This is a genomic window from Faunimonas sp. B44 (genome assembly GCF_052655945.1).
The window spans coordinates 189,614-211,199 of record NZ_JBQYEX010000002.1; the positions used below are offsets into that span (position 1 = coordinate 189,614).

Below are 21,586 nucleotides of genomic sequence, written 5' to 3' on the forward strand. Positions count from 1 at the left end.
ATTTCCGCGGCGGGGCATAGTCTGCCGATGCGTTGCGCGAATCCCGGTTTGCGGTGGGAAAGGGTCCGATGGGCCGCCTGACCGCCCATGTGCTCGACACGGCTCGTGGCCGGCCCGCCGCCGGCATGCGGCTCAGGCTCCTGGAGGCCGAGGGCGCCCGGGAGATCGCGGCGGCTGTGACGAATGCCGACGGGCGCTGCGACGCGCCGCTCCTCGAGGGCGAGGCGATGCGGGCCGGGCGCTACGACCTCGTCTTCGACGCGGGCGGCTATTTCGACCGGCTCGGGCTCGACCTGCCGGAGCCGAAGTTCCTGGACGAGGTGGTGATCCGGTTCGGCATCGCGGACCCGGACGCGCACTACCACGTGCCGCTTCTCGTCTCGCCCTTCGGCTATTCGACCTATCGGGGCAGCTGATGGCCGACGCGATCCGGTTCCTGCTCGGCGCGGAGGAGCGCGCGCTCGAAGGCGTTTCGCCGACGCTGACCGTGCTCGAATACCTGCGGCGGCACGAGCGCCGCACCGGCACGAAGGAGGGCTGCGCCGAAGGCGATTGCGGCGCCTGCACGGTGGTGCTTTCCGAGCCCGACGGGGCGGGCGGGCTCCGCCACCGCGCCGTGAATTCCTGCATCCAGTTCGTGCCGGTCCTGCACGGGCGGCAGCTCACGAGCGTCGAGGACCTCGCGCCGGCGGGTGCGCCGCTCGACCCGGTGCAGGCGGCGCTCGTCGAGCACCACGGCTCGCAATGCGGCTTCTGCACGCCGGGCTTCGTCATGCAGCTCCATGCCGGCCGGCTGGAAGGCCGGCTCGGCAGCCGTCGGGACGTGAAGGACTGGCTCGCCGGCAATCTCTGCCGCTGCACCGGCTACGGCCCGATCGTCGAGGCGGGGCTGGCGGCGGGCGCCGCTTCCTGCGACCGGACGGGCGAAGCGGAGACGGCCGAGCGGCTGGAGCGGCTGCGCGGTGAAGGCATGCTGCACATCGAGATGAACGGGCAGGAATGGTTCGCGCCGGCGAGCCTCGACGAGCTCGCCGCGACCTGCGCGGCGCACCCCGACGCGATGCTCGTCGCCGGCGCGACCGATGTCGGGCTCTGGGTCACGAAGCAGCACCGTCGCCTGGCCAAGCTGATCGACGCCGGCCGCGTGCCGGAGCTGCGGCGGATGGACGAGACGGCCGGCGCGCTGCGGATCGGCGCCGGCGTGACGCTCCGCGATGCGGCGGACGCGCTCGGCCGGCTCCATGCCGATCTCGGCGAGCTGATGCGCCGCTTCGCCTCCGTGCAGATCCGCAATGCGGGGACGGTCGGCGGCAACATCGCTAACGGTTCGCCGATCGGCGACCTCGCGCCCGCGCTCATCGCGCTCGGCGCGACGCTGCATCTGAGACGGGGGGACGAGCGGCGCAACCTGCCGCTCGAGGATTTCTTCATCGCCTATGGCCGGCAGGACCGCCATCCCGGCGAGTTCATCGAGGCGGTGACGGTGCCGCGGCCGGGGTCCGCGGCGCGCTTCGCCTGCTACAAGCTCTCCAAGCGCTTCGACCAGGACATCTCCGCCGTCATGGCGGCTTTCCTGGTCGAACTGGACGACGACACGGTCACGAGCGCGCGGCTGGCCTTCGGCGGCATGGCCGCCACGCCGAAGCGGGCGCCGGCGACCGAGGCGGCGCTGATCGGGCAGCGGCTCGGCGCGGCCGAAGGCGCGGCGGATAGCCTCGCAGATGATTTCGCGCCGATCACCGACATGCGCGCGTCGACGGGCTACCGGCTCAAGGCGGCGCGGAACCTCCTGCGCCGGTTCCTGATCGAGGCCGGCTCGGAGAGCCCGCCGCTCACGCGCGTGCTGGACCTCGCCGATGGATGAGACACGCATCCAGGACCGCGGCGAGGCGGAGACGATCGTCTCCGTCCCGCACGGCCGCCCGTCTTCGGCGCGGGCGATCCGGGACGGCGTTGGGCACCCGGCCGCGCATGACAGCGCCGTCCGCCACGTCACCGGCACGGCGATCTATGTCGACGACATCCCGGAACTCCCCGGCACGCTCCATCTCCATGTCGCGACCAGCGCGCGGGCGCATGCGCGGATCGTGCGCATCGACCTCGACGCGGTCCGGCGCGCGCCGGGCGTCGCAGCCGTGCTGAGGGCCGAGGACATTCCCGGCGAGAACGATGCGAGCCCGGTCTTCCACGACGACCCGGTCTTCGCGGAGGGCGTGGTGCAGTATGCCGGCCAGTCCCTCTTCGCGGTGGCGGCGGAGAGCATGGCGGCCGCGCGGGCGGCGGCGGCGCTCGCGACCGTCGAGTACGAGGACCTCCCGGCGCTCCTAACCATCGAGGACGCACTCGCGGCGGAGGCCGATCTTCTGCCCGCCCACGAGATGCGGCTCGGCCGTCCGGAAGAGGCGATCGCCGCGGCGCCGCACCGGCTCGCCGGCACGTTCCGCGTCGGCGGGCAGGACCATTTCTACCTCGAGGGGCAGATCGCCTATGCGATCCCGGGGGAGGGCGAGGACATGCTCGTCCATTCCTCCACGCAGCACCCGACCGAGGTCCAGCACAACGTCGCCAAGGTGCTGGCGGTGGCGGACCATTGCGTGACCGTGGAGGTCCGGCGCATGGGCGGCGGCTTCGGCGGCAAGGAGAGCCAGCCGTCGCTGATCGCGGCGATCGCGGCCGTCGCCGCGCGCAAGTCCGGGCGCCCGGCGAAGCTCCGCCTCGACCGCGACGACGACATGATCATGACGGGCAAGCGGCACGATTTCCGCATCGACTGGGAGGTCGGGTTCGACGGGGACGGGCGGATCGCCGGCGCGGTCTTCCGGCAGGCGGCGCGCTGCGGCTATTCGGCCGACCTCTCCGCCGCGATCGCCGACCGCGCCATGTTCCACGCCGACAACGCCTACGACCTGCAGAACGCCCGCATCCACTCCCGGCGGCTGAAGACGCACACCGTCTCCAACACTGCGTTCCGCGGCTTCGGCGGGCCGCAGGGCATGGCCGCGACCGAACGGATGATGGACGCAATCGCCTTCGCGCTCGGCCGGGACCCGCTCGAGGTCAGGAAGGCGAACTTCTATCCGGCGGAAGGCGGCGCGCTCACGCCCTACCACATGGAGGTGACCGATTCGATCATCGCCGAGATCGTGGCGGCGCTGGAGCGCTCGTCGGACTATGCGGCCCGGCGCGCGGCGGTCCGCCGCTTCAACGCCGGGAGCCCGATCGTCAAGAAGGGGATCGCGCTGACGCCCGTGAAGTTCGGGATCTCCTTCACCACCAGCCACCTCAACCAGGCCGGCGCGCTGGTCCACGTCTACAAGGACGGCTCGGTGCACCTCAACCACGGCGGCACCGAGATGGGGCAGGGGCTGTTCGTGAAGGTGGCGCAGGTCGTCGCCGAGACCTTCCAGATCGACCTCGACCGCGTGAAGATCACGGCGACCACCACGGGCAAGGTCCCGAACACGTCGGCGACCGCGGCCTCGTCCGGATCCGACCTCAACGGCATGGCGGCGCGCGCCGCGGCGGAGACGATCAGGGACCGGCTCGTCGCCTTCGCGGCGGCGAAGTACCGGGTCCCCGAGAGCCAGATCGCGTTCCTGCCGAACCGCGTGCGCGTCGGCAGCGAGGAGATCGCCTTCCCGGACCTCGTGCAGGAGGCCTATCTCGGCCAGGTGTCGCTCTCTTCGACGGGCTTCTACGCGACGCCGGGCATCACTTACGACAGGGAGACGGCGTCCGGGCGGCCGTTCTTCTACTTCGCCTATGGCGCGGCGGTGAGCGAGGTCGCGATCGACACGCTGACCGGCGAGAACCGGCTGCTGCGCGTGGACATCCTCCACGACGTCGGCCGCTCGCTCAATCCGGCGGTCGACCTCGGCCAGATCGAGGGCGGCTTCGTCCAGGGCCTCGGCTGGCTGACGACGGAGGAGCTGTGGTGGGACGAGGCGGGGCGGCTCCGCACCCACGCGCCCTCCACGTACAAGATTCCGACCGCCAACGACCGGCCGGACGACATGCGGATCGCGATCTGGGATCGGGGCGAGAACCGGGCCGAGACGATCTTCCGCTCCAAGGCCGTCGGAGAGCCGCCGCTGATGCTCGCCATCTCGGCCCTTTCCGCGCTGACGGACGCCGTCGCCGCGGCTGCCGATTACCGCCTCTTCCCCGAGCTTGACGCGCCGGCCACGCCCGAGCGCATCCTCGCCGCCGTGGAGGAGGCGAGGCGGCGGGCGGGCCTCGCCTGATGCGCGCGTGGCTCGGCCAGCTCCTTCGGGCGCTCGAACAGGGGCGCGGCGCGGTCCTCGTCCACGTCGCGGCGGTCGAAGGGTCGGCGCCGCGCGAGCCGGGGGCCCAGATGCTCGTAACGGAGGAGGATTTCCACGGCACGATCGGCGGGGGCGAGCTGGAATACCGGGCGCTCCGCCGGGCCCGGGACCTGCTCGTCCGGGGCGAGGCGGCGCTGGAGCGCTGGCCGCTCGGGCCCGAACTCGCGCAGTGCTGCGGCGGTGCCGTGACGCTCGTCTTCGAGCCCTTCGCGCCGGCCGATCTCGCCTGGGCGAGGCGCCTCGCGGCCGATGCCGCCGGTCCGGTCCCGGTCTTCCGCAGCGTGCGCATCGATGCGTCCGGGCGGCTCGTCCGCGCGGCGTCGGGAGGCCCGTCACTCCGCCCGAATTTTCTCGCCGAGAGAACTGGTAACGGCATTCTTCTCACGGAGAGGGTGAACGCGCCGCGCCCCGCGCTCTTCCTGTTCGGGGCAGGCCATGTCGGGCACGCCGTGGCGCGCGCCTTGCATCCGCTCGGTTTCGAGATGACCTGGATCGACGGACGCTCGGGCTTCGCGCCCGCCCCGCCGGAGGGCGTGCGCCTCTTCGAGCTCGCCATGCCGGAGCTCGTGGTGGAGGAGGCGCCGCCCGGCGCGGTCTTCCTGGTCATGACGCACATCCACGACCTCGACCTTTCGATCTGCGAGGCTGTGCTGCGGCGCGGCGACTTCGCCTATCTCGGCCTGATCGGATCGAAGACGAAGCGGGCGCGCTTCGCGGCGCGGCTGCGCGAGGCCGGCGTTCCGCACGACGCGCTTGCGCGGCTCGTCTGCCCGATCGGCCTCGCCGGAATCAAGGGCAAGGCGCCCGCCGTGATCGCGGCTTCCGTCGCGGCCGACCTCCTGATCCGCCGGCAGTCACAGACGATGGAACAGGGCGCGCATGTCGGGCAGCACTGAAGCGGAGCAGAAGGCGTTCATGGCGGAAGCCGTCCGGATCTCGGGCGAGCAGATGCGGTTGCGGCACGGGGGGCCGTTCGGCGCGATGATCGTGAAGGACGGCCGCGTCGTGGCGGAGGGCTGGAACTGCGTCACCTCCACGAACGACCCGACAGCGCATGCCGAGGTGACGGCGATCCGCAAGGCCTGCGCCGCGCTCGGCACGTTCTCGCTGGAAGGCTGCGAGATGTACACGAGCTGCGAGCCGTGCCCGATGTGCCTGTCGGCCATCTACTGGTCGCGGCTCGACCGGGTCTACTACGCCAATACGCGGCACCATGCGGCCGAGATCGGCTTCGACGACGCCCTCATCTACGCAGAGGTGTCGAAGCCGATCGAGCACAGGCGGATCCCGATGAAGCGGATCGCGCTGCCGGAGGCGGAGGCGGTCTTCGCGGAATGGGCGCGGATGCCCGACAAGATCCCCTATTGAGGGCCGGATGACCGCGATCCTGATCGAGTGGCTGAACCTCGTCTTCCGCTGGGCGCACGTCATGGCGGGCATCGCCTGGATCGGCACCTCGTTCCACTTCATCTGGCTCGACCAGAGCCTGAAGAAGCGCGCCGGCCAGCCGGACGGCATCGCCGGCGAGAGCTGGATGGTCCACGGCGGCGGCTTCTACCTCGCCGAGAAATACACAGTGGCGCCGGAGCGGATGCCGCCCGACCTGCACTGGTTCAAGTGGGAGGCCTATTTCACCTGGATCACCGGCTTCCTGCTGCTCGTCGTGATCTACTATTTCGGGGCGAGCGCCTTCCTCATAGATCGCGGCAAGATCGCGCTCGCGCCCTGGCAGGCGATCGCGCTCTCGGTCGGCTCGCTCGCCTTGGGCTGGGTCGTCTACGACCAGCTCTGCAAGCGGATCGGCGACCGCACCGCGCCGCTCGCCGCATCGGTGTTCGCTCTGATCGCGGCGGCGACGTTCCTCTATTCGGCGGTGTTCACGGACCGGGCCGCCTTCCTGCATGTCGGGGCCTTCATCGGCACGATCATGGCGGCGAGCGTGTTCTTCGTGATCATCCCGAACCAGAAGGTGGTGGTCGCGGACCTGATCGCGGGCCGCCAGCCCGACCCGGCGCTCGGGCTCGCCGCCAAGCAGCGCTCGCTCCACAACAACTACCTGACGCTGCCGGTCGTCTTCATGATGATCTCGAACCATTATCCGGTGGTGTTCGGGAGCCCGTGGAGCCCGTTCGTCGCGCTCGCCATCGTGGTGCTCGGCGCGCTCATCCGCCACTATTTCAACCAGACCAACAAGGGACCTGCGGACTGGTCCGCCCTTGCCGCGATCCCGGCCGCGATCGTCGTGTTCCTCGGCATCGTGGCTGTGACGGCTTACCGCCCGAATGCTGCCGCCGGAGCGGGCCCGGTGGCGTTCTCCGACGTCCACCCGATCGTCACGCAGCATTGCGTGCAGTGCCATTCGGCGCGGCCGAGCGACCCCGATTTCCCGGAGGCGCCGAAAGGCGTCGCGCTCGACACGCCGGAGGAGATCCGGGCCCATGCCCGCCAGATCGAGCAGCAGGCGGTGCTCTCCGACATCATGCCGCTCGGCAATTCGACCGGGATGACGGATGAGGAGCGCCGGCTCCTCGGCGCCTGGATCGGGCAGGGCGCCCGGCTCGACTGAGCCGGATTCCGGTCAGCGCCTGAGGATGATCCAGACGGCGTGGATGATGCCGGGGATGTAGCCGAGCAGGGTCAGCAGGATGTTGATCCAGAACTGGATGCCGATGCCGACCTGCAGGAAGACGCCGAGCGGCGGCAGCAGGATCGCGAAGAGGATCCGGATCACGTCGCCGCCGGTCGCGGTGCGGCGCGCGACCGGGCGTCCGTAGCGGTCCGTCGCAGGCGTGTCGTGGTGAGCGGTCACTGGTCTTCTCCGAGCATGTGCGGGCGCTTGCCCCTCGGGAGACGAATGAATGCGGGCCTTCGGCGGTTCCGCCGAACGGGAACGGCCCACCGGCGGGAGGAACCGCCGGTGGGCCGGGAGGGAGAGACGAGGAACGGGGAACGAGGCCGGGCGTCAGTCGACGGCGCCAGCGCCGCTCTCCTCGCCGCCAGCCGCGCCGGGTGTCACGTCGAGGATGCGGGCCCGCATGGTGATCTCCGGCTGCGCAGGCTTGCAATCCGACATGCAGGGCTCCTCGCCGGCCTTCAGCACCGGCGTGTCCGGGCGCTCGTCGTCCATGAAGTTCGCCTCGTTCGGCAGGCGCACGGAGGCGAAGTTCTCGCGGTTCAGCTCGAACTCCTCGTCGTCGACGATGTCGTTCAGGTAGAGGAGGTAGGCCGTCAGCGCATAGACCTCGTCCGGGGTGAGCGACTGGGCATCGCCGAACGGCATGGCGCGGTGCACGTAGTCGAAGACGGTCGAGAGATAGGGCCAGAACGAGCCGATCGTCTTCACCGGACGCTCGTCGGTCAGCGTGCCCTGGCCGCCGGCGAGCTCGGGCCAGCGGCCCTCGCCCTCGCCGAACACGCCGTGGCAGGCGGCGCAGCGCTCCTCGAAGAGGTCCTGGCCGTCGGCGACAGTGCCGCGGCCTTCGGGCAGGCCCTGGCCGTCGGGGCGGACGTCGATGTCCCAGGCGGCGACCTCGTCGGGCGTCGCCTCGCGACCGATCCCGAGCGGCCCTGCGATGGCGGGCGCGGCGAGCGTGAGCGCGGCGAGGCCCGCCGCGATCAACGGCTTACGAAACCTCGACATTCTCGACCTCCCCATTCGACCGGACGTGCCAGGTCTGAATGCCGTTGTTGTGGTAGATGGAATTCACGCCGCGCACGGCGCGGAGCTCGTCCTTGGTCGGCTGCACGTAGCCGGTGTCGTCCATCGCGCGCGACTGCAGCAGAAGGTCGGAGCCGTCCCAGTCGAACTCGTAATAGAAGCGGCTGACCGCGCGCGGCAGGACCGGCCCGTCGAGCCGGGCGGAATGCCAGTTGCGGCCGCCGTCCAGCGACACGTCGACCCGGCTCACCGTTCCGCGCCCCGACCAGGCGAGGCCGGAGATCACCGTCATGCCCTTCTTGTGGTTGAGCGGGGCCTGCGGGGAGGGGCTGGTGATGACGGACTTGGCGTCCATCACCCAGGTGAAGCGGCGCGACTGCCCGTTCTCCAGGAGGTCGGTATATTTCGACGTCTCCTCGCGGGTGTGCCAGGGCTCGTCGCCGACCTCGATGCGGCGGAGCCACTTCACCCACATGTTGCCTTCCCAGCCGGGCACGACCAGGCGGAGCGGGTAGCCCTGCTCGGGGCGCAGCGCCTCGCCGTTCATCTTGAAGGCGACGAGGCAGTCGTCGAGCGCCTTCTGCAGCGGGATGGAGCGGTTCATGGCCGAGGAGTCGGCGCCTTCCGGCATGACCCAGGCGGCATTGGTCTTGAGCCCGGCCTCCTCGAGGATGCGCTTCAGCGGCACGCCCGTGTACATGACGCTGTGCACCATGCCGTGGGTGTACTGGCAGCCGTTCAGCTGCGCGCCGCGCCATTCCATGCCGCTGTTGGCGGCGCATTCCAGGAAGTAGACGCGGTTCTCGCGCGGGAAGCGCTTGATGTCGTCCATCGTGAAGACGAGCGGCCGGTCGACCAGGCCGTTGATCATCAGCCGGTGCTGGTTCGGATCGACCTCGGCGATGCCGGCGTGATGGCGCTCGAAGCAGAGCCCGTTCGGCGTGAGAATGCCGTCGAGCTCATGGAGCGGCGTGAAGCTCACCGAGGATTCCGGGGAGGCGGTCAGCCACGCGACGTCGCGCCTGACGACATGGGCCTCGAACTGCGAGGGCTGGCCGTAGGGCCTGACCGCCACGCCGTCGCCGAGGTAGCGGCTCCAGTCCGGCAGTTCGGTTATGGCCGGGTCGGACTCCGCCGCGGCGGCGGGCCGGCCGGCGAGGACCCCGGCAGCAACCGTCGTTCCGGCGGCGACGCCGGTGAGGAAGCCGCGGCGCGAGGTGAGTGTCCGATCAGGCGCTGAGCTCTTGCCGCCCATGCGATCCTCCATTGGCTTTCGCGTTCTCATATTCTGTTTCTTGCATATATCAAGGTGCAGCCCGGCCGTCGTGCGGCTTTCCGCCGCTACCCGGCGACGATCACGGACCGGTTCGGCTCGATCGTCACGGTCTTGTGCTCGGCGATGTGGCCCTCGACGACGTCCCAGACCGGCGGCCCTTCCGTCCCTTCGTTCACGGAGGCCCAGCCGGCCACGACGTATTCCCTGGCGGCGTCGACGGCTTCGCCCGACTTCAGGATCGTCATGTCGCTGATGCGGTTGCCGACGGACGCCGCCGGGTCGATCCGGTAGCCCATGCCGCCGACGCGCACCATGTCGCCGCCCTGCTGGTAGTAGGGGTCGACGTTGAAGAGGTTGTCGGCGACGTCCTCCAGGATGGCCTTCAGCATGTCCCCGGTCATCTTCGACCGGTAGGCCTCCGGATAGGTCATCGCGCAGGTCGTGTGCATGTCGTCGACGGTGATCGGCTGGCCGGGGAGGAGGGTGGTGCCCCAGCGGAAGCCCGGCGAGAGCGCAATCTCGGCGTCGCGCTGTTCGATCAGCGCCTGGCAGATCAGGTCGTCCCAGGTGCCGTTGAAATTGCCGCGCCGGTAGAGCAGGCTTTCGGTGGTCCCGAGCTCCCGGGCGAGCTCCGCCTCGTAGGGGGCGCGGACTTCGTCGACGAGGGCGGCGATCTCCGGATCCGGCGCGATCACGTCGGAGAAGATCGGGATCAGGCGGTGGCGGAAGCCCTTCATCTCGCCGCCGCTCGCCTCGACGTCGATCCGCGACACGAACTTGCCGTGCGAGCCGGAGGCGACGAGCACGGTCTTGCCGACGAGCACCGGCTCCGGCAGCGCATCGTGCGTGTGGCCGGTGAGGATGATGTCGATGCCCTCGACGCGGCTGGCGAGCTTGCGGTCGACGTCGAAGCCGTTGTGCGACAGGAGCACGACGAGATCGGCGCCTTCCTCCCGCGCTTCCCGGACGTGCCGGGCGATGTCGTCCTCACGGACGCCGAACGACCATCCCGGGATCATCCAGCGCGGATTGGCGATCGGCGTGTAGGGGAATGCCTGCCCGATGACGGCGACGCGGGCGCCGCCGCGCTCGAACATCTTCCAGGGCTCGAACGCGGGCTCCTGCCATTCGTCGTCGTAGATGTTGGAGCCCAGGAACGGGAAGGGCAGGCTGTCCACCACCTCCTGAACCCGGTCGGTGCCGTAGGTGAACTCCCAATGGCCGGTCATGGCGTCCGGCTGGAGCGCGTTCATGACCGTGATCATGTCCTCGCCGCCGGTCTGGTTGGCCGTGTAGCTGCCCTGCCAGGTGTCGCCGCCGTCGAGGAACAGCGTGCGGTCCGGGCGCTCGGCGCGAATGCGCTTCAGCACCGTGGCGATCCGGTCGATGCCGCCCATCCGGCCGTAGCTCTTCGCGAGCGAAACGAAGTCGACCGACGTGAGCGCATAGGCCTCCGGCGTCCCCGGCGCGATGCCGAACATCTTCAGGAACGCCTCGCCGGTGACGTGCGGCGGCTTGCCGGCCACGTCGCCGACGCCGAGATTGATGTCGGGCTCGCGGAAATAGACCGGCTTCAGCTGGGCGTGGATGTCGGTCAGGTGGACCAGCGTCACGTTCCCCATCGGCTCGAACGCCAGGAGATCGTCTTCCCTCAGCGCCTGCTGCGCGGAGAGCCTGGCCCAGCCGCCGAAGCCGCTGGCGCCGACGATGGCGGCGGCCGCGGTGGTGGCCTGAAGGAATTCGCGACGTGAAATCATCGTTGACCTCAATGAAGATCGGAAAAAAGTGCGGCGGGCAGCGAGCGCTGCCCGCCGTCAATCTGGCGCGGGTCGTGCGTCCGGCGGCGCCTTAGTGGCGGACCGCCGGGGTCTCGACCGACAGCCCGCTGCCGCGCCATGCGACGTAGACCTCGAGCGCCATCAGCTCGTCCGAGAACGCCTCGAACGGCTCCGCACGCGTGTCGCGGATGCAGCCGCGGAAGCGGTTGTGGGTCGAGATCAGGGTCGCGTCCTTGAGCCGGTACGTCGGGAAGCCGTTGGTATGGCCCTGGCTCAGGAAGTCGGCGCGCAGATACTTGCCGGAATTAGCCTCGTGGCAGCTCGCGCAGGCGAAATCGAGCTGGCCGAAGCGGGTGTAGTAGAGCTCCTTGCCGCGCTCCCACCACGCCTTCATGTCGCCCTCGTCGAGGTCGAGCTTGACCGGCATGCCGCGGGACTGGTGCCGCAGGAAGCTCGTCATGGCGATCTGATCGGTGGCGTCGAACTTGTAGGGCTCGGCCTGCATCCGCTCGGTCCGGCACTCGTTGATCTGGAGCTCGAGATTGTGCGGCTTGTTGGCCGACGCGCTCCAGAACGGCGCCTTCGCGCCGACGCCCTTCATGCTCTCCGCGGCGTCGCCGTGGCAACTCGCGCAGGACTTGCCGGCGGCGCCGTCGACCTCGTCCCACAGCTCCCGGCCCCGCTCCACGAGCAGCATGCCGGGATTGTCGAAATCGTCGGTCTCGAGCGCCTGCGTCTCGTCCTCCCGATAGTGCCAGCCGGAGATGAGCTCGTCGAACGGCACGCCTTCCGGCGCGGGCGCCCGCGTGATCATCTCCAGCTCGCCATTGATGACCAGCTTGTCGCTGTCCTGGGCGGCTGCCGGCGCGGCCAGGAGCATGAGCCCCGCCAATCCGACCCCGACCGCCCCGAGATGTCTCTTCATTCCCGTTTCCCCCCTTGGGTGCGGGCGCCGTCGCGCGGAGCCGCCTCTTATTGGACTTCGATCGTCTGCTCGTCGGTGTAGGTCGACCCGTCGTCATCGACCCAGGTGAACTTCATCGTGCCGCTCTCCGGCACCTTCACGCTGAACTCGAAGTACGGGTTCGCCGAGATCGCCGCGTCCAGGTCGGCCTCGAAGACCTTCTGGCCGTTGAACTCGGCGGTGAACTTGTTGATGATCTGCCGCGGGATGACGTTGCCGTCCTTGTCCTTGCGGAGGCCGGTTTCCATCTCGTGGTTCACGAGCGTCTTGATCGTGATCACTTCGTCCTTGCTTGCGGACTTGGGGACCCGCACGCGGGGCTTCACGTTTGCTGCCATTGTCGTTCTCCCTGATCAGCCGCCGCAGCCGCCGATCGTCACCTTGACTTCCTTCTTGTCCATGAAGACCGACCCGTCGCGCATCTTCGCGACCGCGATCACGTTCTGGGTCTTGGCAAGCCGCATCCGGGTCGACGCCTCGGCGCTGCCGCTCAGCGGCGTGAAGAAGAAGGTGACCACGCCCGGGTTCGGGTTGCCCTCGGCGAAGATCACCACCGATTCGACCGCGTCGGGGGCGTCGAGGTCGCCGTCGACCGACACCGAAATCGGGACCGTGTTGCCGTTCTCGGCGATCTCGGGCGCGGTGAGCGTGACGCGCCCCGCCTGCGGCGCGTTGCCGCCGGAGAATTCCTCGATCGCCTTCGTCGTGTCTTCGGCGGCCGCGCGGGCGATGCCGGCGTTGAGGCCGGCTCCCACGAAGACCGCGGCTCCGGCGCCGAAGGCCAGCGCACTGCGTCGCGTGTACTGCATTTCCGTACTCCCTCTGGTCGGCTGGCCTATTGCTCCTTGAGCGTCACCAGATAGGCCACGAGATCCTCGACCTGTTCCGCGGTGAGGATCGGCTTGTCCGCGAGGTCCTTCCGGACCCGCTGGTCGTTGATGATGCGATAGAAGGCCGGCATCACCGTCTCCTCGCCGAAGACGTGCTTCGGATTGACGACGATTGCCCGCAGCTGGGCCTCTTCGTACCTGGAGCCCACGTCCGTGAGCTCGGGCCCGACCTCGCCGTGGAAGAGCTCCTTGGAGAGATCCGCGTTGGCATGGCAGGCGAGGCAATTGCCGAGCGAGCGGCCGGCGAACACTTCGCGCCCCTTGGCCGGATCGCCGGGCTGGCCCGTCAGCGAAGCCGAGATCTCCAGATCGTCGAACTTCACGTCGCCCGGCGCCGTCGGAGCCGCCGCACTGGCGGCGCTTGCGAGCGCCAAGACCGCGCCTGCGGCCGTTGCGAGATATTTCCTCATGCGTGTTCCCCCCGATCTTCTTGGTGCCCGAGCTTGGGGCGATCATGCGTCCGGACGAAGCCCGGTCGGCGATTTCGCTCTGTACCTCGATAAATTCATTTATTTGAATGTGTCAAGCAAAGACTTCAAAGCGTCAATCCGCGAGCACGGCTCCGGAGGCGCGCGCCTCTTCGATCTTGCGGGCGTGATAGCTCTGGAAGTGCTCCTGGCCCTCGTAGCCCTTCTCCCGCACCCAGCGGAACATGTTGAGCGTCGTCAGCTTCCCGAACTGGCCGGGCATGGTCTGGACCGCTGCCCGGTTCGCGGGCTCGTCGGACGGTTCTTCCGGCAGGAAGATGACGGTCGGCGTGAACACGACGCCCCATTTCCGCGCCGCCGTCTTCTCGGTCAGCACGTCGCCGTCGAGGTCCGTCACCTCCTCGTCGCCGAAGAGGTTGTACTGGACCACCATGTAGTTCTCGCGGATGTAATCACGCACCTGCGGGTCCGACAGCACCTCCTCGTGCAGCTTGCGGCAGTAGATGCAGCCGCGCTGCTCGAAGATGATCGCGAGCCGCTTTCCGTGCTCGGCCGCCGCCTCGATGTCCTCGCGCATGTCGCGGAACGTGATGGTGAACCAGTCCTCCTTGTGGAGCCCGTCGTCGCCGACCTGCGCGGCGGACGCGGCGCCGGCTCCGACGCCCAGTGCAAGCGCCAATGCGATGGCCTTCAGCATGCTTTCCTCCCTCAGCCGATCGTGCCCAATACGGGGAACGTCTCAAGCAGCCAGAACGACAGGACGGTCATCTGGCCAGTCACGAAGAGGATACCGGTCAGCACCAGGAAGCCGCCCATGACCTTCTCCACCGTCGGCATGTGGCGCCGGAACCGGCCCGCCCAGCCGAGGAAGACCGGCGCGAACCCGGCCGCCAGCAGGAACGGGATGCCGAGGCCGAGCGAGTAGGTGAAGAGAAGGCTCGCGCCGCGCAGCGCCGTGTCCTCGGTTCCGGCCACGAACAGGATCGCGGCGAGCACGGGCCCGACGCAGGGCGTCCAGCCGAAGGCGAAGGCGAGGCCCATGACATAGGCGCCGAAGAGGCCCGGCGGCTTGCGCTCAACCTGCACCCGCGCCTCGCGGTAGAGCAGGCCGATCCGGAACAGGCCGAGGAAATGCAGGCCCATGATGATGATCAGCACGCCGGCGATGACGGCCAGCACGTCGAGGTGGCGCGCGACCGTCTGCCCGATCACGCTCGCGGTGGCGCCGAGCGCGACGAACACGGTCGAGAAGCCGAGCACGAAGGCGAGGGCGGCGGAAAAGATGCGCCGGCCGCTGTCGCTTCCCTCGCCGCGCGTCTCCAGCTGGTCGATCGAGACGCCGGCGAGGAAGGCGAGGTAGGGCGGCACGATCGGCAGGACGCAGGGGGAGACGAAGGACAGCAGGCCTGCCGTCAGGGCGCCGAGCGCGGTCACGTCGAACACGATGTTTCCCCTCCGCTCCAACCGCACATCTCGTCACGGCTGGAAGATATTCGCTTCTTTCTATATATCTGAAGCGTCCGAGGGAATGGAAGAACTCGTGCTGCGCCCAATTGCCGTTGCGCTCGCGCTCGCCGGCTTCGCCTCCGCGGCTTCCGCCGCGGAGCTGATCATGCTGGAGCAGCCGGCCTGCCCGTGGTGCGCGCGCTGGGACGAGGAGATCGGCGTCGCCTATCCGAAGACGGAGGAGGGCAGGATCGCGCCGCTGCGCCGCGTCTCCATCCGCGACCCCTGGCCCGCTGATCTCGAGGGCATCCCGCGGGAGCGCTTCACGCCGGTCTTCGTGCTCGTCTCCGACGGCAAGGAGTACGGCCGGATCCGCGGCTATCCGGGCGCCGACTTCTTCTGGCCGATGCTCGACGAGCTGATCGCGCGCCTGCCGCCCGCGGAGCGCGGCGATATATCGCAATAGAACGAGCCTGCAGAACCAATAAACCAAGCCATCCAAAGTCGGGAATTCAATGTCGCTCACGCAACCAGCCGCTCCGAAGACCCCGGCCGATGTGGAGGCGCTGCTCGATCAGGCGCGCAAGGCCAGCGACCTCCTGAAGGCGCTCGCGCACGAAAGCCGCCTGCTGATCCTCTGCCTGCTGGCGGAGGGCGAGAAGTCGGTGACGGAGCTCGAGCAGATCCTGACGCTGCCGCAGCCGACCGTGTCGCAGCAGCTCGCCCGGCTGCGCTTCGACCGCCTCGTGCGCACGCGCCGCGACGGAAGGACGATCTTCTACAGCCTGGCGGACGACGAGGTATCCGCCGTGATCGCGACATTGTACGATCTGTTCTGCCGCAACGTGCGCCAGCCGGAGGGCTGAACGCGAGGCGATGACGGGGCGGGACAAACGGTCCCGGTGAAGGACCCGTCGGCGATCACCAGCTAGGGGCCGACAGAGCCGCGGCTGGCGCAGGGGAGACGCCGTGATGCATGGCTTCGACGTCATCTGGCTGCTGCCGGTCTTCGGCGTGCTCGTCGGAATCGGGATCGGCTATGCCGCGCGGGCGAGCCGGTTCTGCACGCTGGGCGCGCTCGAGCGGCACTGGTACGCGGCCGATTCCACCGGCATCCGCACCTGGGTACTCGCCGCGGCGGTGGCGATCGGCGCGACCCAGGCCCTGATCCTCGGCGGCATCATCGACATCGGCTCGTCCTTCTATCTCGAACCGCGGCTGTCGCTCCTCGGAGCGGTGCTCGGCGGGATCGCCTTCGGCGTCGGCATGGCGCTGGTCGGCACCTGCGGGTTCGGGGCGCTCGTGCGGCTCGGCGGCGGCAGCCTGCGCTCGCTCATCGTCATCATCGTCCTCGCCGTTTCCGCGCTGGCGGCCGAGCGCGGCCTCATCGGCGTCGCCCGCGTCAATCTCGTCGAGGGGCTCGCGCTCGATCTCGCCCCGGCGGCCGACCAGTCGCTCGTCGGCCTGCTCGCCGGCTATACCGGCCATGACGCCCGCCTGCTTCTCGCGGCGGCCATCGTCGCGGCCATGCTGCTCTGGGTGTTCCGCGACCGCGCCTATCGGCACAAGCGGCTCCAGATCGCTGCCGGCACCACGATCGGGCTGCTCGTCGCCGCAGGATGGCTCGTCACCTCGACCATCCGCGCGCATTCGCTGGCGCTGCAGCCGGTCAACCTGGAATCGGCGTCCTTCGTCGGCACCTATGCCGACACCCTCATGGCCTTCACGACCTTCACGGGCGCGATCCCGAGCTACGGTGTCGGGCTCGTCTTCGGGGTGCTCATCGGCGCAATCCTCGCCTCACGGCGGCAGCGCGACCTCCGCTGGGAGGCCTGCGACGACGCCCACGAGCTGCGCCGCCACATGCTGGGCGCCATGCTGATGGGCGTGGGCGGCGTCATGGCCGGCGGCTGCACGATCGGGCAGGGCGTCTCGGCGGCCTCCACGCTCGCCGTCTCGGCGCCGATCGTGATGCTCGCAATCATCGCCGGGGCGCGGCTCGGCCTCGCCTGGCTGATGGAGGGTTCGCTGAGGGGCCTGTTCTGGCGCCTCTCGCGCACGCCCGCCGAATAGGTTCAGGCCGGGACGAAGCGATACGCCCGGTCCTTCCGCTCGGCGTGGCCGATGCCCGGATAGGGCAGGTGGAAGCCGAGCAGCGTGGTCTTCTCCGTCGCCAGCCGGTCGAGGAGCCGGGCGCGCGTGCGGGCGCCCATGTCGCGGTCGTGATCGCTCGATGACGCCCAGTCCGGCCGCTCGAACGAGACGGCGCGATGGGTGATGGCGTCGCCGGTCAGGAACAGCGCGTCGCTGCCGGAGCGCAGCTCGAACGAGACGTGGCCCGGCGTGTGCCCGAACGATTCGACCGCCTCGACGCCCGGCAGGATCTCCTGGCCGGCCTCGAAGAAGGTCACCCGGTCCTCGATCGCCTCGTAGTTCCGCTGCGCGCCGGCGGCGAAGCTGTGGGCGGTCTCCGGCAGCCGCGACAGCACGTCATCGGCCATCCAGAAATCCCATTCCGGGCGGGCGACATGGTAGCTCGCCTCCGAAAAGACCTCCTCGTCGAAATCGTCGAGGACGCCCCAGAGGTGGTCCGGGTGGCCGTGGGTGAACACGACGTCCGTCACTTCGGACGGATCGATGCCTGCCGCGCCGAGATTGTCCACGAGCCGGCCGGCGCTCTCCATGAAGCGGGCGCCCGAGCCGGCATCGAACAGGACGAGCCGGTCCCCGTTTCGCAGCAGCGCGACATTGCAGGCCGGCTTCACCTCGTCGAGCGGCAGGTCGTAGGCCTGCATGAGGGCCTCGAACTCCGCCTCGTCCGCTTCGGGGGCGATGAATTTCGCCGGCCGGAGCACGAGATTGCCGTCGCTCACGACGGTCAGTTCCATCTCGCCGACGGCAATCCTGTGCGGCTCGGCGGCGAAGGCGGGACGGAGCGCGAGCGGCATGGCTGCGAGCGCCGCCACGGCGGCGCCCCCGGCGAGCAGCTCGCGGCGGGACAGGGCAATCGGCTGCCTCCGACCGGCACCCCTATTCAAGGCGGACATGGACGCTTCCTCATATTCGGTTTTCTGCATTCTTCGCCGCCTCCGAGGCTGAGGTCAACACCCCGGCTTGCGGGCGCGGCCGATCGCTGCAATGTGCGGCCGAAGAGGCGGCAGCCAAGCTGCCAATCATCAGCAAGGAGAAGACCGAATGGATGTCCGTGCAGCAGTCGCGTTCGAAGCCGGCAAGCCACTCGAAGTCACCACCGTCCAGCTCGACGGCCCCCGCGAAGGCGAGGTCCTCGTCGAAATCAAGGCGACCGGCATCTGCCACACGGACGAGTTCACCCGCTCGGGTGCCGATCCGGAGGGCATCTTCCCGGCCATCCTCGGCCATGAGGGCGCGGGCGTCGTGGTCGATGTCGGCCCCGGCGTGCGCAGCGTGAAGCCGGGCGACCACGTCATCCCGCTCTACACCCCGGAATGCCGGGAATGCCCGTCCTGCCTGTCGCGCAAGACGAACCTCTGCACCGCGATCCGCGCGACGCAGGGGCAGGGGCTGATGCCGGACGGCACCTCGCGCTTCTCCATCGAGGGCAAGAGGCTGCACCATTACATGGGCACCTCGACCTTCGCGAACTACACCGTGCTGCCGGAGATCGCGGTCGCCAAGATCCGCGAGGACGCGCCGTTCGAGAAGGTCTGCTACATCGGCTGCGGGGTCACGACGGGCGTCGGCGCGGTCATCAACACGGCAAAGGTCGAGCCCGGCGCCAAGGCGGTGGTGTTCGGCCTCGGCGGCATCGGCCTCAACGTCATCCAGGGGCTGCGGCTCGTCGGCGCCGACATGATCATCGGCGTCGACCTCAACAATTCCAAGAAGGAGTGGGGCGAGCGGTTCGGCATGACCCACTTCGTCAACCCGCGCGAGATCGAGGGCGACATCGTCGCCCACCTCGTGAACATGACGAAGACCAAGGCGGACCAGATCGGCGGTGCCGACTACACGTTCGACTGCACCGGCAACGTCACCGTCATGCGCCAGGCGCTCGAGGCGTGCCACCGCGGCTGGGGCCAGTCGATCGTGGTGGGCGTCGCGCCGGCCGGCGCCGAGATCGCCACCCGGCCGTTCCAGCTCGTCACCGGGCGCGTGTGGAAGGGCACGGCATTCGGGGGCGCGCGCGGGCGGACCGACGTGCCGAAGATCGTCGACTGGTACATGGACGGCAAGATCGAGATCGACCCGATGATCACCCACCTCATGCCGCTCGACGACATCAACCGCGGCTTCGACCTCATGCATGCGGGCGAATCGATCCGCAGCGTCGTCGTCTACTGAGGAAACCCGTCGGGGCAGGGGCCTGATCGGTCCCTGCCCCATGTCCGTGGCGTCAAGCCTGCAAAGCACCCCGGGCAGCCGGGCAGCCGGAGAGCCAGGGTCGCGGGCCGAAGGCGACATCCTGGTCCCGGCGCCGCATTTGTGACATATTGGTCACGCTGTTGCGTCGGCGCATCGAAGGGTGCACGATCGAACGCGTCCAATCGAAGGCGAATCACGTCATGACGGCTGCTGCGGAGCCCGCTCCGCATCCAGAGCACCCGCGTGCCACGGGAATGGCCGACCGCACCCGGATCGGCCGCATCATCGGTCTGCTGGCGGTCATCCTGGCGCTCGCGGCCTCGCTCGCCTCTTTCCTGATCCTGACCGGCGAAACCAACATCCAGCCGACGCCCAACGTCGTGCGGATGGCGGGCATCGTGAACGGCATCCTGGTGCTCCTCCTGCTCGGGGTGGTTGCCTACGAGGCCTTCGGGATCTGGCTGGCGCGCCGGCGCGGCCGCGCCGCCGCCAGGCTGCACATCCGGATCGTGGCGCTGTTCTCCTTCATCGCGGCCCTGCCGGCCATCTTCATGGCCGTGATCGCCTCGATCACGCTCGACAAGGGCCTCGACCGCTGGTTCTCGGAACGCACGCAGGCGATCGTGGAGACCTCGCGCACGGTCGGCCAGGCCTATGTCCAGGAGCACAGCCGGACGCTTGCGCTCGACCTCCTGGCGATCGCCAACGAGTTCAACCGGGTGCGCCCGGACATCGACCAGAACCGCGACGCAATCGCGGCCTATCTCTCCAACCAGGCCGATCTGCGGGGGCTGTCGGCGGTCGAGCTCATCCGCCGCGACCGCTCGACCATCGTGGAGGGAAGCACCCGCAGCAATCTGGAGGTGCCGCCGCCGCCGGAGAACGTCTTCAACGAGGCGGAGGAGGGCCGACCTTCCCTGATCGCGCCGGGCACCACCAACCTTGTCGGCGGCGTCATCAAGCTGGCCGGGCTGGAGGACGTCTACCTCTATCTCGCCCGGCCGATCGATTCGCGCGTGACGCGCTACCTGCGGCTCACGGAGGAGAGCGCGGCCGAGTTCGAGGAGCTGCAGGCGAACCGCTTCGGGGTCCAGGTCGCGTTCGCGATCCTGTTCGTCGGCGTCGCGCTGGTCGTGCTGCTCTCCGCGATCTGGATCGGCCTCGGCTTCGCCAACCGGCTGGTCGCGCCGATCCGCCGCCTGATCTCCGCCGCGAGCGAGATTTCCGGTGGCAATCTCGACGTGCGCGTGCCCGCCGCCAGCGGCGTCGGCGACATCAACCTGCTCGGCCACACCTTCAACACCATGACCAGCCAGCTCCGCTCGCAGCGCGACGAGCTGCTCGCCGCGAACGACCAGCTCGACGAGCGGCGCCGCTTCACCGAGGCGGTCCTGTCGGGCGTGTCGGCCGGCGTCATCGGGATCGACCGCTCCGGTCGCATCAATCTCGTGAACCGCTCGGCGTTCGAGGTGCTGCACATGCCGGAGGAGGCGCTGCTCCACCAGCCGGCCGAGCGCGCCATCCCGGAACTCGCGCCGATCCTCGACGAGGCGCGGCAGCGGCCGCGCGGGCCGACCGACGGCCAGATCCACATCCTGCGCGAAGGCGACCAGCGCACGCTCAACGTGAAGGTGACGCAGGAGCGGCTGAAGGGGCGGGTCGAGGGCTTCGTCGTGACGCTGGACGACATCACCGACCTCGTCTCCGCCCAGCGCCGCTCGGCCTGGGCCGACGTCGCCCGCCGGATCGCGCACGAGATCAAGAACCCGCTGACGCCGATCCAGCTCTCGGCCGAGCGCCTGAAGCGCCGCTACGGCGCGCGCATCGCCGACGAGGACCGCAAGGTGTTCGACCAGTGCACCGACACGATCGTGCGCCAGGTCGGGGACATCAGGCGGATGGTGGACGAGTTCTCCGCCTTTGCCCGCATGCCGAAGCCGCAGATGGAGCGGCGCGACCTGCGCGAAGTGGTGCGCGAGGCCGTGTTCCTGCAGGAAGTGAGCAACCCCAACATCCGGTTCGCCCTCGAGCTCCCCGAGGCGCCGGTCGATGCGAGCGTCGACCACCGCCTCATCACCCAGGCGCTCACCAACATCGTGAAGAACGCGACGGAAGCGATCGAGGCCAAGGGCGGCGGGGCGCACGACGCGCCGGGCAGGATCGTCGTCCGGGTCTCGCACGACCGCGACACCGCCGTGATCGACGTCGAGGACAACGGCAAGGGCCTTCCGCAGGAATCGCGCGAGCGCCTGCTCGAGCCCTACATGACGACGCGCGAGAAGGGCACCGGGCTCGGGCTCGCCATCGTGCGGAAGATCATGGAGGAACACGGCGGCTCGATCGCGCTCCTCGACCCGCTGCGTGCGGCTGAGGGCGAAACGGGCGCCCTCGTCCGGCTCACCTTCCCCACAGGCGATGATGCCGCTCCGACGGCGCCGGCGCCGATCGCAACCATCCAACCCGCGGAGGGCGCTTGA

Annotated in this window: 22 protein-coding genes; 11 read left to right on the plus strand and 11 right to left on the minus strand. The window is 69.2% G+C overall.

Annotation, left to right across the window (positions count from 1 at the left end):
• Positions 1 to 68: 68 nt before the first annotated feature.
• Genes uraH through ACUN0C_RS04100 form a run of 6 tightly spaced genes read left to right on the plus strand, consistent with a single transcriptional unit; the run spans position 69 to position 6,891 of the window.
• The gene (gene uraH / locus ACUN0C_RS04075) at positions 69 to 416 is read left to right on the plus strand and encodes a hydroxyisourate hydrolase (RefSeq protein ID WP_445465048.1); all 348 of its coding nucleotides are present in this window, start codon (positions 69 to 71) and stop codon (positions 414 to 416) included.
• Positions 416 to 1,864 (plus strand): xanthine dehydrogenase small subunit, encoded by a 1,449-nt coding sequence (gene xdhA, locus ACUN0C_RS04080; protein WP_445465049.1) that lies wholly within the window; start codon positions 416 to 418, stop codon positions 1,862 to 1,864. Before uraH ends, xdhA begins: the two co-directional genes overlap by 1 nt.
• The gene (gene xdhB, locus ACUN0C_RS04085) at positions 1,857 to 4,244 is read left to right on the plus strand and encodes a xanthine dehydrogenase molybdopterin binding subunit (protein WP_445465050.1); all 2,388 of its coding nucleotides are present in this window, start codon (positions 1,857 to 1,859) and stop codon (positions 4,242 to 4,244) included. The genes xdhA and xdhB overlap by 8 nt, the downstream gene beginning before the upstream one ends.
• Entirely contained in the window at positions 4,244 to 5,221 is a 978-nt protein-coding gene (gene xdhC, locus ACUN0C_RS04090; RefSeq protein ID WP_445465051.1) for a xanthine dehydrogenase accessory protein XdhC, read from the plus strand. Before xdhB ends, xdhC begins: the two co-directional genes overlap by 1 nt.
• The gene (locus tag ACUN0C_RS04095) at positions 5,205 to 5,693 is read left to right on the plus strand and encodes a nucleoside deaminase (protein ID WP_445465052.1); all 489 of its coding nucleotides are present in this window, start codon (positions 5,205 to 5,207) and stop codon (positions 5,691 to 5,693) included. Before xdhC ends, ACUN0C_RS04095 begins: the two co-directional genes overlap by 17 nt.
• 7 nt (positions 5,694 to 5,700) lie before the next feature.
• Positions 5,701 to 6,891 carry a urate hydroxylase PuuD gene (locus ACUN0C_RS04100; protein ID WP_445465053.1) on the plus strand — a complete coding sequence of 397 codons (1,191 nt, stop codon included), beginning with the start codon at positions 5,701 to 5,703 and terminating at the stop codon, positions 6,889 to 6,891.
• Between the two features lie 12 nt (positions 6,892 to 6,903).
• Here ACUN0C_RS04100 and ACUN0C_RS04105 read toward each other — a convergent pair whose 3' ends face one another.
• The 10 genes from ACUN0C_RS04105 to ACUN0C_RS04150 all read right to left on the minus strand — a co-directional run bounded on the left by ACUN0C_RS04105 (position 6,904) and on the right by ACUN0C_RS04150 (position 14,762).
• Entirely contained in the window at positions 6,904 to 7,056 is a 153-nt protein-coding gene (locus ACUN0C_RS04105; RefSeq protein WP_445465431.1) for a YqaE/Pmp3 family membrane protein, read from the minus strand.
• A gap of 231 nt (positions 7,057 to 7,287) precedes the next feature.
• Positions 7,288 to 7,965, minus strand: a complete 678-nt coding sequence (locus tag ACUN0C_RS04110; protein WP_445465054.1) for a c-type cytochrome — start codon at positions 7,963 to 7,965, stop codon at positions 7,288 to 7,290.
• The gene (gene soxC / locus ACUN0C_RS04115; protein ID WP_445465432.1) at positions 7,949 to 9,238 is read right to left on the minus strand and encodes a sulfite dehydrogenase; all 1,290 of its coding nucleotides are present in this window, start codon (positions 9,236 to 9,238) and stop codon (positions 7,949 to 7,951) included. Before soxC ends, ACUN0C_RS04110 begins: the two co-directional genes overlap by 17 nt.
• An 86-nt stretch (positions 9,239 to 9,324) precedes the next feature.
• Positions 9,325 to 11,016: a thiosulfohydrolase SoxB gene (soxB, locus tag ACUN0C_RS04120; RefSeq protein ID WP_445465055.1), complete on the minus strand. Its 1,692-nt coding sequence runs from the start codon at positions 11,014 to 11,016 to the stop codon at positions 9,325 to 9,327.
• 91 nt (positions 11,017 to 11,107) lie between these two features.
• Entirely contained in the window at positions 11,108 to 11,962 is an 855-nt protein-coding gene (gene soxA, locus ACUN0C_RS04125; protein ID WP_445465056.1) for a sulfur oxidation c-type cytochrome SoxA, read from the minus strand.
• Positions 11,963 to 12,009: 47 nt separating this feature from the next.
• Positions 12,010 to 12,339 carry a thiosulfate oxidation carrier complex protein SoxZ gene (soxZ, locus tag ACUN0C_RS04130; RefSeq protein ID WP_445465057.1) on the minus strand — a complete coding sequence of 110 codons (330 nt, stop codon included), beginning with the start codon at positions 12,337 to 12,339 and terminating at the stop codon, positions 12,010 to 12,012.
• Positions 12,340 to 12,354: 15 nt separating this feature from the next.
• Positions 12,355 to 12,810, minus strand: coding sequence for a thiosulfate oxidation carrier protein SoxY (gene soxY / locus ACUN0C_RS04135; RefSeq protein WP_445465058.1), 456 nt, complete (start codon positions 12,808 to 12,810; stop codon positions 12,355 to 12,357).
• A gap of 26 nt (positions 12,811 to 12,836) precedes the next feature.
• A complete protein-coding gene (gene soxX / locus ACUN0C_RS04140; RefSeq protein ID WP_445465059.1) occupies positions 12,837 to 13,301 on the minus strand; it encodes a sulfur oxidation c-type cytochrome SoxX in 465 nt (154 codons plus the stop codon).
• 133 nt (positions 13,302 to 13,434) lie between these two features.
• Positions 13,435 to 14,016 carry a SoxW family protein gene (locus ACUN0C_RS04145; RefSeq protein ID WP_445465060.1) on the minus strand — a complete coding sequence of 194 codons (582 nt, stop codon included), beginning with the start codon at positions 14,014 to 14,016 and terminating at the stop codon, positions 13,435 to 13,437.
• Positions 14,017 to 14,027: 11 nt separating this feature from the next.
• On the minus strand, positions 14,028 to 14,762 hold the full coding sequence (locus ACUN0C_RS04150) for a cytochrome c biogenesis CcdA family protein (protein ID WP_445465061.1): 735 nt from the start codon (positions 14,760 to 14,762) through the stop codon (positions 14,028 to 14,030).
• A gap of 85 nt (positions 14,763 to 14,847) precedes the next feature.
• Between ACUN0C_RS04150 and ACUN0C_RS04155 the strand changes: the two genes are divergently transcribed.
• The 3 genes from ACUN0C_RS04155 to ACUN0C_RS04165 all read left to right on the plus strand — a co-directional run bounded on the left by ACUN0C_RS04155 (position 14,848) and on the right by ACUN0C_RS04165 (position 16,838).
• Complete coding sequence (locus ACUN0C_RS04155) at positions 14,848 to 15,231, plus strand: transcriptional regulator (RefSeq protein ID WP_445465062.1); 384 nt, start codon at positions 14,848 to 14,850, stop codon at positions 15,229 to 15,231.
• Between the two features lie 49 nt (positions 15,232 to 15,280).
• On the plus strand, positions 15,281 to 15,631 hold the full coding sequence (locus tag ACUN0C_RS04160) for an ArsR/SmtB family transcription factor (RefSeq protein WP_445465063.1): 351 nt from the start codon (positions 15,281 to 15,283) through the stop codon (positions 15,629 to 15,631).
• A gap of 106 nt (positions 15,632 to 15,737) precedes the next feature.
• Positions 15,738 to 16,838, plus strand: coding sequence for a YeeE/YedE family protein (locus ACUN0C_RS04165; RefSeq protein WP_445465064.1), 1,101 nt, complete (start codon positions 15,738 to 15,740; stop codon positions 16,836 to 16,838).
• Between the two features lie 2 nt (positions 16,839 to 16,840).
• On the opposite strand, the gene ACUN0C_RS04170 is transcribed toward ACUN0C_RS04165, so the two are convergent.
• Positions 16,841 to 17,812 carry an MBL fold metallo-hydrolase gene (locus ACUN0C_RS04170; RefSeq protein WP_445465065.1) on the minus strand — a complete coding sequence of 324 codons (972 nt, stop codon included), beginning with the start codon at positions 17,810 to 17,812 and terminating at the stop codon, positions 16,841 to 16,843.
• Positions 17,813 to 17,960: 148 nt separating this feature from the next.
• Between ACUN0C_RS04170 and ACUN0C_RS04175 the strand changes: the two genes are divergently transcribed.
• Both ACUN0C_RS04175 and ACUN0C_RS04180 read left to right on the plus strand, forming a co-directional pair.
• A complete protein-coding gene (locus ACUN0C_RS04175; protein ID WP_445465066.1) occupies positions 17,961 to 19,088 on the plus strand; it encodes an S-(hydroxymethyl)glutathione dehydrogenase/class III alcohol dehydrogenase in 1,128 nt (375 codons plus the stop codon).
• A 275-nt stretch (positions 19,089 to 19,363) separates the two neighbouring features.
• Positions 19,364 to 21,586 carry an ATP-binding protein gene (locus ACUN0C_RS04180; RefSeq protein ID WP_445465067.1) on the plus strand — a complete coding sequence of 741 codons (2,223 nt, stop codon included), beginning with the start codon at positions 19,364 to 19,366 and terminating at the stop codon, positions 21,584 to 21,586.